Annotated in this window: 15 protein-coding genes; 4 read left to right on the top strand and 11 right to left on the bottom strand. The window is 59.1% G+C overall.

All coding sequences use genetic code 11. From position 1 onward, the window contains the following. The 3 genes from J4F42_09150 to J4F42_09160 form a co-directional block, all read right to left on the bottom strand. Positions 1–288, bottom strand: a 288-nt coding sequence (locus tag J4F42_09150) for a hypothetical protein (GenBank protein MCE2485664.1), incomplete at its 3' end; no start/stop codon positions are given. Positions 289–395: 107 nt separating this feature from the next. Continuing rightward, complete coding sequence (locus J4F42_09155) at positions 396–908, bottom strand: sel1 repeat family protein (protein MCE2485665.1); 513 nt, start codon at positions 906–908, stop codon at positions 396–398. Positions 909–981: 73 nt separating this feature from the next. Continuing rightward, entirely contained in the window at positions 982–3186 is a 2205-nt protein-coding gene (locus J4F42_09160; GenBank protein MCE2485666.1) for a LamG domain-containing protein, read from the bottom strand. 814 nt (positions 3187–4000) lie between these two features. On the opposite strand from J4F42_09160, the gene J4F42_09165 reads away from it, so the two are divergent. Then, a complete protein-coding gene (locus J4F42_09165; GenBank protein MCE2485667.1) occupies positions 4001–4420 on the top strand; it encodes a heme-binding protein in 420 nt (139 codons plus the stop codon). 23 nt (positions 4421–4443) lie between these two features. After that, entirely contained in the window at positions 4444–5310 is an 867-nt protein-coding gene (locus J4F42_09170; protein MCE2485668.1) for an acetamidase/formamidase family protein, read from the top strand. A 203-nt stretch (positions 5311–5513) separates the two neighbouring features. Here J4F42_09170 and J4F42_09175 read toward each other — a convergent pair whose 3' ends face one another. The 3 genes from J4F42_09175 to J4F42_09185 form a co-directional block, all read right to left on the bottom strand. After that, positions 5514–6269, bottom strand: coding sequence for a DUF4145 domain-containing protein (locus J4F42_09175; protein MCE2485669.1), 756 nt, complete (start codon positions 6267–6269; stop codon positions 5514–5516). A gap of 122 nt (positions 6270–6391) precedes the next feature. Then, entirely contained in the window at positions 6392–6697 is a 306-nt protein-coding gene (locus tag J4F42_09180; GenBank protein MCE2485670.1) for a hypothetical protein, read from the bottom strand. 496 nt (positions 6698–7193) lie between these two features. Then, entirely contained in the window at positions 7194–7505 is a 312-nt protein-coding gene (locus J4F42_09185) for an EthD domain-containing protein (GenBank protein MCE2485671.1), read from the bottom strand. A 259-nt stretch (positions 7506–7764) separates the two neighbouring features. Between J4F42_09185 and J4F42_09190 the strand changes: the two genes are divergently transcribed. Next, the gene (locus tag J4F42_09190) at positions 7765–8874 is read left to right on the top strand and encodes an amidohydrolase (protein MCE2485672.1); all 1110 of its coding nucleotides are present in this window, start codon (positions 7765–7767) and stop codon (positions 8872–8874) included. Between the two features lie 33 nt (positions 8875–8907). Here J4F42_09190 and J4F42_09195 read toward each other — a convergent pair whose 3' ends face one another. Continuing rightward, a complete protein-coding gene (locus tag J4F42_09195) occupies positions 8908–9315 on the bottom strand; it encodes a nuclear transport factor 2 family protein (GenBank protein MCE2485673.1) in 408 nt (135 codons plus the stop codon). A gap of 97 nt (positions 9316–9412) precedes the next feature. On the opposite strand from J4F42_09195, the gene J4F42_09200 reads away from it, so the two are divergent. After that, entirely contained in the window at positions 9413–10480 is a 1068-nt protein-coding gene (locus J4F42_09200) for a hypothetical protein (GenBank protein ID MCE2485674.1), read from the top strand. 19 nt (positions 10481–10499) lie between these two features. Here the strand turns inward: J4F42_09200 and J4F42_09205 are convergent, their stop codons facing one another. From J4F42_09205 to J4F42_09220, 4 genes are all read right to left on the bottom strand, one after another. After that, complete coding sequence (locus tag J4F42_09205) at positions 10500–10778, bottom strand: hypothetical protein (GenBank protein MCE2485675.1); 279 nt, start codon at positions 10776–10778, stop codon at positions 10500–10502. After that, positions 10765–10986: a hypothetical protein gene (locus tag J4F42_09210; protein MCE2485676.1), complete on the bottom strand. Its 222-nt coding sequence runs from the start codon at positions 10984–10986 to the stop codon at positions 10765–10767. The genes J4F42_09205 and J4F42_09210 overlap by 14 nt, the downstream gene beginning before the upstream one ends. Positions 10987–11126: 140 nt before the next feature. Then, positions 11127–11870: a hypothetical protein gene (locus J4F42_09215; protein ID MCE2485677.1), complete on the bottom strand. Its 744-nt coding sequence runs from the start codon at positions 11868–11870 to the stop codon at positions 11127–11129. A gap of 5 nt (positions 11871–11875) precedes the next feature. Continuing rightward, positions 11876–12841, bottom strand: a complete 966-nt coding sequence (locus tag J4F42_09220) for an amidohydrolase (protein ID MCE2485678.1) — start codon at positions 12839–12841, stop codon at positions 11876–11878. Between the last annotated feature and the right edge of the window lie 34 nt (positions 12842–12875).

A 12875-nucleotide genomic window follows, 5' to 3' on the forward strand; every position in this document is an offset into this window, starting at 1 on the left:
GTGCTTCAGCTTGTTTCGCGCGTCATTTGCTCGCGTGACGACCTCATTTTCAGTGGAGGCTTCGCCGAAAAGCTGCTTAGTGATCGTAATGGCAACTTTCTTGAGGGAATCCAGGGAGTTCTCGATGCCGTTCTCCTTGAGAAGTTTCCCAAAAATCTCCTCCGCAGCACCCGCTAACGTAATAACGGAATAATAGCCCTCTCGGTCAAAGTGTTCCTCTTGTTCAAAGTACAGACGAAGAGCAGTCTTCAGCTGCCATACCGCTATAGACTGTGGATCATGAGACATACGAGTTGCTCCGTTCTAGCTTCGTCTTGTTTGGCACTAGGTGCGTTATCTTTCGAGGTATTGCCAGCCCCTTCCGATTGCCTGGTGGACTCAACATGCCGCAAACCTCATTTCGCTCCAGCCTGATGCGCAGCCGCCCACTCCCTAGCCAAGCGCTGGGCTTCGGCAATCTGGACCGGGGTCATTTGTGCTGCAACGTTGTCTCGCAGTTCACGCGCGTATTCGCCACCAACGCCTGTCCCGGCAAGGTTGTACCACATATGGGCCATCGTATAGTCCTGCGGGACGCCCTCACCTCGGAAGTACATAGACCCGAGGTTGAGCTGTGCGCTCGTGTCACCCTGCTCAGCAGCACGGCGGAACCACTCCACCGCCTCGGCATAGTCCTGCGGTGAGCCAAGATTGCGCCGCGCGTCCCCGCCTCCACTTTCAGCTGCTGCTCGACACGCAGCGAACCGTGTATCAGCTGACAAACTCATATTCAAACAGTCCGCAGCATTGCCGGTAAGGGTCTGTCTGCTAAGGATCTTGATTTCAGTGTCCTCTGCCGCAATGGGGCGTACCCATGTGCAGGCCCACAACAAGGCGATATAGATGGAAAGCCAAAACCAAAGCCTCATGGTGACATTTTTTCCTCAGCGTCCTGCTGTCAGCAGCCCGGTCCGTCAGCCCCACACCTCCTCCCCACCTCACTCACTCGGACAGCGGGCCCTCGGCGGCAAAGCGGCGCAACACGTTGTCGGTGATCTGCGAGACGGTGTTGTCATACTGGTTGTGAGACAGGGCGCCGCACCAGGCGATCGAGCTGGCCGAAAAGACCGCCCCGCCCCTGGGATATTCAAAATACACCATATCGGCCCGGACCTTGGGGTTGACCGTGCCGCCCTGTCTTGAGTCGCTGAGTAAGACCTCTTCAACCACGTGTTGATAGGCGTCCGAATGGCCGGACGAGGAGGCCACCACCAGGGCGTGAGCCGGCGTGCCCAGGGAACGCTCGGCGCGATCCAGCTCAAAACCGGCCGCCCCGTAGTTCAGCACCAGCGAGTCAAAGGCGCCGATGGCTTCTTCGGCGCCAATCCCCTCAAAAATGAACGCCGCCCGGGGATCGAAGCTGGCGGGCTTACGCTGATACGGTGCGCTGTTGTCAAAGCCCTGAGTAGTGAAGCCGACACCGACCAGGCGCTGCGGCGTTCGGCCCCGGTCGCGCCACAGGCCGCCGGGCTCTCCGGTCGTGCTGTGGTGGTATTCGCCGGGTTTGGCCTGCCAGCTGCGGGTGCCGACCCGGCGGCGGACCTCCACCGCGTGGGGACGGCCGGGGGCGGACGAGGTGATCCAGTAGAACCCGTTGCCGCCCAGATACATCAGCCGCCCGCCGTTGTGCAGATAGGTCTCCAGGGCGTCCAGCATCGGTCCGGACCAGTACTCGGGATGACTGCCGGTGAGGATGACCTTGTACGGGGCGAGCAGGTCCAGGCCCTCGGCGTGCAGGTTCTCATCGGTGATGACATCATAGGCTTGGCCCTTGGCTTCGAGCCAGTCGATCAGGTGCAGGTCGGCTGGAAACTGGTGCGGGCAGCTGAGCGTCCGCATGTGATAGCGCGGGCGCATATTCATAATCGGCCGCAGACGCGAGGAATAGCACACCCCACTGCCGTCGGAATGGTGGTCGTAGAGGCTGAGCAGGCCGTTGTCCGCCACATAGCGATCTTCAGGAGTCGGCTCCCCCCGATTCTGGTTTGGGGCCAGATCGGGAGAAATCTCGCTCAGATGCTCGTTGGCGTAGGCCAGGTAACTGTTGGTGGGAGCCAGGAAGGCAATGTCGGCCGTGGCCCGGCCCCGTGGCGGACGGACAAAGAACGGAATGTGGTCCTCGCCGGCCCCGGTGCGCAGGCGCGCGGCGTAGACCCCGCTCTTGCAGTCGGCCGGCAGGGTCCAGCTGAAATCCACCTGCCAGCCGGCGTCCTCAAGGTCGTCGTCATGAAAATGGATCGCCCCGTACTCGTGCGGGACCGCACGGAAATCGGTCTCGCTGCCGCTCCGCATGTTGACGGCCCGGCCGTGCAGGCCGTGGGGCGAGGTGTCGGTGACCTTGTCGGAGGCCATATCGAGAGAAAAATCCCAGGCCGCAACGAGGTCATCGCCAAAGGCCAGCGGCGAGGCGCCGCGCTGGAGCGAGATCAGCTCTTCGCGGCTCAGAGCACGCCGGAATACGCACGGGCGCTCGATCTTGCCGTTGAAATGGTGGCCAACACGGCCTTGACCGTCATCGCCGGACTGCCACAGGCTGGCCATCAGGCAATCGGCCCGGCTCGCCGCTATAGCCCGGCTTTCGGTCGAGGCTGTCTCGCTTGCCCGGGTCTGATCCTGCGGCCAGCTGCGCAGCGGCTCTTGGTACACCGTAATCCGGCCGCTCTGGGCGTCAAAGCTCAGCGCCACAAAATACCACTCGGCCTCACGCAGCGGGACAGCGATCCGCACCTGCTCGATGTGTCCGGCAGCATCGGTCAGCCAACCGGCCAAGACCCCACCCTCATCCAGCACCAGGGCATAGCCGCCGTCGGCCTCTGACCACTTGCTCACAATCCCCTGCCGGCCTTTGTGAGGCGTGGTGGGAAAAATCCAGGCCTGGAGGGTCAGACCCTCGGACACCCGCAGCTGCGGCGCGTCGGGCACGATGACGTGTGAGCCGGTGTGGAGCGCCTGTTCGCGGCCCGGATACTCACCGCTGACCGTCGTCTGCACGAGTTCCTCTTTGAAGCCCGGCCCGCGCGGGTTGGGATCGCCGTGGATCAGGCGGACAATATCCGCCCGGTAGCTCGGACGCTGACAGCTCACATGAAAACGAACCGTATCCTGGGGAGCGACACTCAGCTGATCGGCATAGCCCACAATCTCCATTGTTGTCTCCCTCCGAATCGCCGCAGCGGTCAGTGGCCGAGAAATGCGGTAAGGGATGGCCGATGACGTCCGAAAAGAGCATCAACACCCGGTGGGTGATGCCCCACACCGCCTGCTGGCGGTAGCCAATCGCCGGGTACCACAGGGACACGTCCTGGGTCGGCAGATTGAGCGAGGTGGCGTTGTGTTCGTCCCACAGATGCGCCAGCGGTATCCAGTATACCTCCCCAACCTCATCGTTGGGGGTAAACGGGGCGAGGGTCGGTCCCAGGTAATAGACAAACGGGGCCAGGAACAGCAGCCGGTCTCGGCCGCGCAGCAGGATTGATATTTCGGCTAGCGCTCCCAGCCGGTGGGCGGGCTCTAAGACAAGGCCGACCTCTTCGTGCGTTTCCCGTTCGGCCGTCTCCTGTAAACTGGCATCCTCCGGCGCAGCCCGACCGCCCGGCAGCGCCATATCACCCGACCATGGATCGCCGGGCTTGTCGGCCCGACGGATCATACACAGGTGGAGGTCGGGCTCGGCCCCGGCTAAGACCAGCGCCACCGCGGTGCGGTTGCGGTCGAGTTGGCGGCTGGTCTGGCTCGGCTTATGTCGGGCCAGGGCGTGTTGAATGGTGTCAATGCTCAACATATCTAGTGGCGATTATTCTGCGCTTGGGCCGCCTTTGTCAAACCGGTTGTCCGGACAAACCTTGACGCTGACACGGGAGCGGAGTACGGAAGAGAGGTGAACGATGACAAAGTGAATGATGATGACCACCTCATCGAGAAGAGATCGTCGTTCACCTTTAACAGCAAAGGAGGAACACTTATGGCCAACACGTATGCCAGACAGATGCTATCGTACGAGACCGCTGCCAAGATGGTGGCGGCGGCGGTTGCCAAAGCCGAGGAGCTGGGCTGCAAACAGAATGTCGCGGTGATTGACAGCGGGGGAAATCTGAAAGCCCTGGCTAGTATGGATGGAGCGCTGCTACTCGGCATTGAGGGCTGCCAACGCAAGGCGTTTACGGCGCTGTTTGGCGTCGGCACAAAAGATCTGTACGGCGTCATCAAAGACGACCTATCGCTTGTCGTTGGCCTGTCCCACTTCTCACGCGCGACCCTGGTCGGTGGCGGCCTGCCGATTGTGGTCAACGGCGAGGTTATCGGCGGGATCGGGGTCGGTGGCGGGACGGTTGATGAAGATATTGCCTGCTCCCAAGCCGGGCTGGATGCCATTGCCAACTAATCGTCACAGAAAGGAAGCCTACGATGCAAACCATTAGCAAAGAGCATATTGTCCGGACGTTTGACGCCGATCACCCTGCGGCTGCCACAGTTAAGCCCGGGGAAGTATTTGTGATGGAAACCAACGACCGCTTTCGAGACTGGAACGAGGGCGGCGAGTGGCCCATGGAGCAGCTGACCGTCATGACCGGGCCGGTCTATGTTGAAGGCGTTCAGCCCGGCCAGGTGCTGGCCGTGGAGGTGTTGGACATCAAAGCCTCCCAGGGGTTTGGCTATGTGGTGGCAATTCCGGGCTTCGGCCTACTCAAAGACCAGGTCGAGTTTCGGAAAAAAGTCGTCCCGATTGAGGGCAACCGCATTCGCTACAGCGACACCCTGAGTCTGCCGTTCATACCCAACATCAGCAAAATTGGACTGGCTCCGGCCGAGGGCTCGCAGCCGAGCGGGGCGTGTGGGGATTTTGGCGGTCAGCTGAGCAACAGCCAGCTGGGAGCTGGCTCAACCGTGTTTTTGCCGGTGTTTGCCGAGGGCGGGCTACTAACCATCGAAGACGTGCACGCCAGGATGGGCGATGGCGAAGCCACCGCCTCGGCGGTGGAGATTGCGGCCACGGTGACGCTACGCTGTCAAATTGCGACCGAGCTGCCGCTCAGCCAGCCGATCGTTATCACCCAGGACGAGGTTCAGACCATGGGCAGCGGTGAGACGGCCGAGGCGGCGGCGCGGGCGGCTGTGGACGAGCTGGCCCGTCTGCTGGTCGAGCGGACCGAGGCCGATATGACCGAGGCGGCGATACTGGCCAGCGTGGCGGCCGATCTGCGGATTTCCGAGATGGCCGGTAGCCCGTGTCATATTCGGGCGGCCATGAAGCGCGAGATTCTGGGCTTGTAGTCGCCGCTTGAACCCTGGGTTCTGTTGGGAGACTGTTGAGACGTAGGACAGGCCGGTTCCGCCCCTGCTGCTAGGCACAGGGCTGAGCCGGTGATCTATGTCCAAAAATTCCAGGTCTGACGATCGGCCCGTTAGGGCCTATCGTGCGTCGCTTTCAGGTGGCAGGACAGAGGAGTGCGGGGAGTGGCCAGAAGACCGGCTCATCACGTCCTTGGATCGCTACCTGGAACGCGATTATGACTGGGCCTTGTTCGATCTGCTGCCCCTGTCCGATTCCGGGGCGGTACGGATTCCTTGAGTGGCTCAGCGACAGGCGCAAGCACGTAGATCGATTCCAATAGATTTTCGACGATATCCATTGCATAGTTTAATTTTTCGGTGGTGGGACGGTGGCCACGATGAGCGGCCGCGCTGCCTACGTCAACGACAGCTTCGAGCACTTCGCGATTCTGGCTGCTTAGCCACCCCCCATCCTGTAACTCGCCGAGCTTGGCTTTGAAGGTGGGCTTATCCCCTACTTTATCAACCGCCACCATATCCGTTATCGTTCTGACCCCAATTGCTGCCAGGGTACGACTGTCAGCAGCGAGTGCCGCATACACCTCGTACATTACAGAGCCGACTTCCTGGGGAAGCTTTGAAATCCAGCGGGGGCTCTCTCGGGCAATCACTGGCGGGAAGTAGAAGATGGACTCCTCGTCTGCGCTTTCTGAGAACCACTCCGTTATTCGGAGCTTACTGTCTTCACATCCGAGGCATTGCAACATCTCAGCCGTTGTGTTCCACACAAGGGTTCCCACAAGGGTTCCGAAGTTGATGTCCTCCTCCCGCCGGCGCTTCGTACGAGCTATTAACCGGTGGTTTCTAGAACCTCCACACGTATTGCAATGGGCTTCGACGATCTCGTCGTTGCCACACTCGGCGCATCGTGTGGGCGGGGTGTTCTGCTCTTGTAGCATCCTATCCTCCTTTCAGCTGCGAGCAAAAAACAACTTTTGAAGCGTCTCTTACTTTGACAGGAAGAGGGGACCAGTGCATCCGTGTCAGCTCAGATGGAGCGGGTTGTGCTAGGAGGCGGCTGTTAAATATGAATCCGCTTAATCTCATTAAGTGATAGTTGCTCGTGCACGCGATTATAGCGATGATTGGTCCGGATCGATTCGTGTCCTGCGATGCGGATCGCCATTTCTAACGTCCCAGCATTGCACAGATATTTCGTAATCCCGGTGCCTCGAAAGCTATGATTGTACACCTCACTTGGCAGCCCCGCCGCGACCGCTCGGCGCTTAACCATTTTGAGCGTGGCGTTCCGCGTCAGTGGGTGCTGGACGAGAAAACAGCGGGCCTTTCGGATCGCCAACAAGGTCCGCACGGTCAACATATTCATCATTATACTCCCTTACAAGATCCGCTCTCGCCGCACCACAAAAAAATCTACAAAACCACAGATTTTCTCTTGTTAAGGTAGAAAAAATATTTAATTCTAAAAAACACTGAACGTATGAACGGGACAGCTTGCTGTGCGTTCCTCCGGCCGCCGGCTACCTGCCCAAGAGCGGTTATAAAGCGAGCCCAGTTAAGTAAAGACCCCGCTTAGCGCGGGGCTTTTTCATTGTGGGGTCTTAATCGGCTTGTTTGCCTGTTTGTTGTGGGCAACAACAAAGAACTCGATTTTCTTCCTCTTCGGCTGCGAAGAGTCGTGATCTTCATCCCTGACATAAGCACTCTGAACAAATAGCCTTAGCAAGCCGCCGCGCGCTCTCGACACCTGGAAATAGGATTCGTAAGCCGAAGGTGTATAACGTGGTCACCAGCAACGGGGCACAGCCCTGGGGGCTCAGTTCTGGCCAGCCCCACATCATCCTACTGATGGGTGGGCAGCGTCACGAAATCTCAACATCCTCGACAATGAAGATCCTGGAAGTGGCAAAGTCGACAAATTTCAGCTCATCCGGCCGAATGATTTCGAGATAGCGGGGATGGCTAAAGGCTTTGTCGATGTCCTCGACGCTGTCAAACCACAGCTCGGCAATGCCGTCGAACGGGGCTTCGTCCTGGGGCGGGAAGCCCGGGACAGAGTCACTCATCGTGTGGCCTTGGATATATTTGCGGACATAGGCCCAAAACTCGGGCACGCTGCGGACCAGCGGGCCGTGGTTGTTTTTCCAGTAGTCCTGAAACTCCGCCCTTGTCATTCCCACTTTCCGGCGGACGCAGCCAACAAATTTGACCATCATTTTCTCCCTTCATGGGCTGACACTCTCAGCCGCTTCGTGCTGACTGCGGAGCTATAGCTGGCCGCTCATCCAGAGTCAAACGGCCCGGCCGTTCCCACCGCGGACTGAGCCGGTATCTTGTCCCATCTTGCCAAAGAAGGGACCGATGCTCTAGGATGACGGACAGTTTTCAGCAACACTTATCACTTAGTGTTAATACAAGAAGGAGTTGCTCATCATGTCAAGCAGCCTTGCCGGCGGATACGTTTCAGCCGATGGTCATGTGGTCGAACCGGCCGATTTGTGGACCAGTCGAATAGAGACCCGCTTTCGCGAACGGGCGCCCCATATCGAGACCCGCAAGTCGATCGACTTCTATGTTGTCGATGGGCTCGATCCGGTGGCGGTCGGCCTTGACGGGGCAGCCCTGGAGAGCAAGATTGCCGGCAAGGTCGAGTCACCGGTTGCCCGCCACGCGGATACCCGTCTGGGCGCCTCAGATCCACACCACCGGCTCAAAGACCAGGATCTGGACCATCTGCGGGCCGAGATGATCTATCCAGGCCAGTGGAGTCTGATGTTCTACCGTATTGCCGACGCCGAGTATCAGCGCGCCGCTGTCCGCGTATATAACGACTGGCTGAGCGAATTCTGTTCATACGCCCCGGAGCGCTTGCTCGGAGCAGCGATTCTGCCCATGCAAGGCCCCCTGGAATGGGCGGCTGAAGAGGCCGAACGGGCGGCCACGATCGGGCTTAAGGCGGTCATGATTCCGGCTGCGGTGCCGGCTAAGCCGTACATTGATCCGGACTACGAGCCGCTGTGGGAGCGTTTGGAAGAGATCGGCTTACCGGCCGTCGCCCACTCGGGCACGGCCGCCGATATCGGCGCCTCGACGGTTGACAAGGCCCGCAAGAACGGCCCCGGCATGGCCTTTATGGACGAGAAGGCGTTTCAGCCCATGAACGCCCTGACCGAGTTGATTTGGAGTGGCGCCCCCCAGCGCCATCCCCGGCTCAAGTTCATCATCTCCGAGGGTGGAATCGGGTGGATTGCGTGCCTGCTGCGTCTGATGGACCACTGGTGGGAAGATCATCACCGCTGGATGCAGCCCAAGCTCGACGCGCGCCAGTTCTGGGCCACCTTTGAAGACGACCGGGCCGGTATCCTGACCCGCGAACTGATGGGTGTTGATCGCCTGATGTGGGGCGCCGATTATCCGCACACCGAGGGCACCTTTCCAAAATCCCAGCGCCAGATCGCCCAGGACTTTGTCGGCGTGCCCGAAGACGAGGTGTATCAGATGGTGATCGGCAATGCGGCCACGCTGTTCGGCCTCAAAGTCTGAGCCGAGCGCCGGGCCAGACCTGACACCCGCCGCTCAGTCTTCCCACGCCATGATCCGCGCCGCCTTGTGGGTGTCGGCGTACTCTTCAATTTTGGAGATCTGCCCGGCCCGACACTGGTAGACCCAGCAGTACTCGTTGTCGTACTGCTCGCCCTGGCGAGTTTTGGCCGAAATAGAGTGCTGGACAACTGCGGTGTCCCCGTCGGCCAGAATGCGGTGAATATTGAGGCGGAAAGTCTTCATGTCGAAGATGCGCTTGGGCGTCTCTCCACCCAGCTCTCTGGTCACGGCCTCCCGGCCTCTGACGACCTCCAGCGGCGCACTCTCGGGCGGATACCACTCCACGTCCTCGGTCAGCAGCGAGGCCAGCTTGTCTCGGTCGCCGGTCGGCAGGGTTTCGTAATAGGTTGTGATCAGGGCGCGCGTCTCTTCGGTCTGCATAGGCGAGTCCTCCTGGGCTCACCTTTAGCGCACGCCCCGCCTTTTACAAGCCCGAGACGGTCTTGTATCTTCAGGGCTGCCGATACGGAGGAGGCGCATGATTGAACCCTACAATGCCGTCGGATTAGTGCCCACGTTCTGGGGCATTCGCAAACGCGAGGATATGCAGAAAAACATTGAGCATATCAAAAGCCTGACCACGGCCGCGTTCTGGCTGTCGAACCTCGATATCCCGGTCCGGCTGTTGGCCATCCCGGAAGGGGCGCTCCAGGGCTTCAACGACGAGGTGCTGAACGTTGACCACGCCGAATTCGCCCGCACCTGCGCGATTGATATTCCCGGCCCTGAGACCGACCAGCTGGGTGAGCTGGCCCGCCAGTGGGGGGTGTTCATCATGGCTCAGGCCAAGGCCCGCCACGAGGACTGGCCGAACCTGTTTTTCAACGTCGGCTTCATCCTTGACCCGGACGGCGATCTCATTCTCAAGCACTACAAGATTTCTTCCCTGCTGCCGTGCGAGCGCTCGGTCTCGCCGCACGACGTGTTCGACTGGTGGATCGACAAGTACGGTCGCAGCCTGGACGCCTTCTGGCCGGTCGCCGATACCGCGATCGGGCGGCTGGGGATCATGATGGCGATGGAGGGCAATTACCCCGAGAACGGCCGCGGCCTGGCCATGAACGGGGCCGAGCTGGTCTACCGCGCCTCCCTGCCCGGCCCGTTCACCCAGAACGACATGTTCGAGATCTCCAACCGGGCTCGCGCCCTGGAGAACAATATGTACGTGGTAGCGCCCAACATCGGCGGCTACCATCTCTACCCGGACAGCCAAACGCCCATTGACGCCGGCAGCGGCCAATCCATGATCGTTGACTACAAGGGCACGATCGTCGGCAAGCAGCGCGACACCAACGGCTCGACCTATGTCAGAGGCGTCATCGACATCGAAGCCCTGCGCCACCACCGGGCCACGGCCCAGGTGACGAACTGGATGAAAGACATCCGGGCCGAAATGGCCCAGCTCATCTATGAGAAGCCGATTTATCCCAAGAACCGCTATCTCGACCGTATCCCCGGCAAACACGCCGAGTACAAGGCCGAGGTCATCGACAAACAGATTGGGTTGATGCAGGAGCGGGGAATCTGGAAAGCGCCATCGAAATGAGGTGAGGCCGGCGACTCCCTCACTCCTGCTGTTCTGCCGCTAATTTTTCTGTCAGCCACACGTTGATAAGCGTCTCTGTCGAGACTCCCTGTCGATGGGCATAGGCGGTCAGCTTCTTCGCTAATTCCGGCTCCAACGCGGCGAGAAACACACGGCGCTGAATATCGACTTCGAAGCTCGCCTCTCTGGTCAGCTCCCAATAATCGGTCACGTCATGACTGTCCCAGAATTCCGCCGCCTCCGTAAGATTTTGAAAGTGCTGCGGAATAGGTTCGGATTTTTTGCTACTTCTTGGCATGGGCTCTTTTTTCTTTCCGGGTCATTTCCCGTGCGGTGACAATCAAGGCTTCCCGTGTGGCTTTGTAGATAAAATAGATAATCAGATATCGCCCCGCATCCGTCTGTCCCATTGCCGCGTAGAGGTCTTCGCCTCCTACGTCGCCTGTCTCAATGAAGCGAAAACGGCGCGCAACCGATAAAACTTCTTCAACTTCACCCGTCGTCACCTGATGCTTCCAGGCAAGCTTATCAACAACTTCCCTCAGCCAGATGATCCCCGTTAGCCTCATCGCCTAGAGTTCAAAGCCAATGATCCGAACGCTTCATGAGTTCTGAATCGCGGAGACGTTTCGTAAGCCATCACTTTCTAGGAGCCTATATAGTATTCCGGTGACACCCAATCATGCTCCCAATCCAGAGGCTCGGACAAGAGAAAGATATGCTGGAACTCTCTATGATACAGTTCTGCCACCTGTTCACTGTGAATCACCATGGCATTTTCAAGGGACAGCCCAGCGTTCTTCGTGAAGTTGAATGACCCTGTCCAGACTGCCTGGGGGATGAACTCGGAATGCACATACTCTTCAGGGTCACTTCCAGGCTCACTCCATTCCCCGAACACGAGAAACTTATGGTGCATCCTCGGCATGGCAGGTTTCTTCTCCCGGTTGTAATGCCCTATACACCGGACAGCATCGAAGGGTTCACATCCGGCGTAACCGGCGCGCTCAATGATGTGACCCCATCCGCAGAAGGAAGACTTCTCGTTAGCCGCAGAAGTCAGGGAATCATATCGCTGCCTCAATCCCCGTTTCCACCGATCTTGAGACGTACGGCCGATATCCGGGCGCAGGAAATCCTCCTTTTGCACCACAATGCTCACCCACTTCCCCTGCATGGCCTCAAGAATGGGAAAACTCGTCAACCAAGCTACACACCCGACCATTGAAGAGTATAGACTTATCTGCTTGATGAGTTCCGCTTCCTGGTTACGGAAAATGTAACGGATCGGACCAATATCCGTATTCTTAGGACGAAATGACCTGTCCGACTCATCTTTGCTATCCTGGTTGTAGATGAGCGTGCGCGCCAAATCCATCTGATCTGTCATCTCAGTCATCCTCGCAACAAGCGCTCCGCGTTTTTGTAATAAATCTTGTTCTTGTCGTCTTGAGACAGCGGCAGCCCCTCCAAGAACTCGTTTGTCCAGCGCATGAACTGACTGTCCTGCATGAAATAGTCCGAGCCGTAGACCAGATGGTCCACACCGACCAGGGCGCAGGCGCAGTCGAAGGCCGGCTTATGCCAGCCCAGCGCCGTGTCAAAGTACAGCTTGGGCATATACTCGCTCGGCCGGTGGGAGATCTGGCGGTAGCGGTCTGAGAAGTGCTGATCGTCAAAGCCGAGGTCAACACGCCGGGCCAGGTAGGGCAGCGTGCCGCCCAGGTGGGCGAGGATGAGAATCAGGTTCGGCCAGCGCTCAAACACGCCGCCGTACAGCAGCTTCATGGTTGACAGGGTGGTATCGGCGGGAAAGGCCAGCAGCGGAGCGATGTCATCGTCCTGATAGCCGGGCGGCGGTTTGGGGTGCATGAAGACGGGGATCTTGCGGCGTTCGGCCTCTTCCCAAAAGGGAAAGAATTCCGGTGTGTGCAGATAGGTGTCGCCAACGTTGGAGGTGATCAGCGCTCCGACAAAGCCGGGGATCTTGAGCGTCCGGTCCAGCTCGGCCAGGGCGGCCTGGGGCGAGTTGAACGGGATATTGGCAAAGGCTTTGAAACGCTCGGGGCTCTGGCGGCAGGCTTGGGCATAGGTGTCGTTGACCAGGCGACACAGCTCCGGGCTGTGCTCGTCAACCCGGATATACATCGACAGGTTGGACAGGATTTCGATCTCCACCCCGCCCGCATTCATATCTTCGAGACGCTGGCCGTGATCCCAGGCCGGCAGCGGCGTGCCGGCCCAGATGCCGATCAGGCGCCCGCGCGCATCGTGGTCCAAGACCACCTCGTCGGGATAGTAGTCTTTGATTTTCAAGAAAAAGGCTTCGGGAAACGAGTGGCAGTGAAAGTCGATTTTCATGGCATCTCCTCAAACACGGCGGTTCACAGTCGGT

This window comes from Desulfurellaceae bacterium (genome assembly GCA_021296095.1).
Lineage (GTDB): Bacteria > Desulfobacterota > Binatia > Bin18 > Bin18 > JAAXHF01.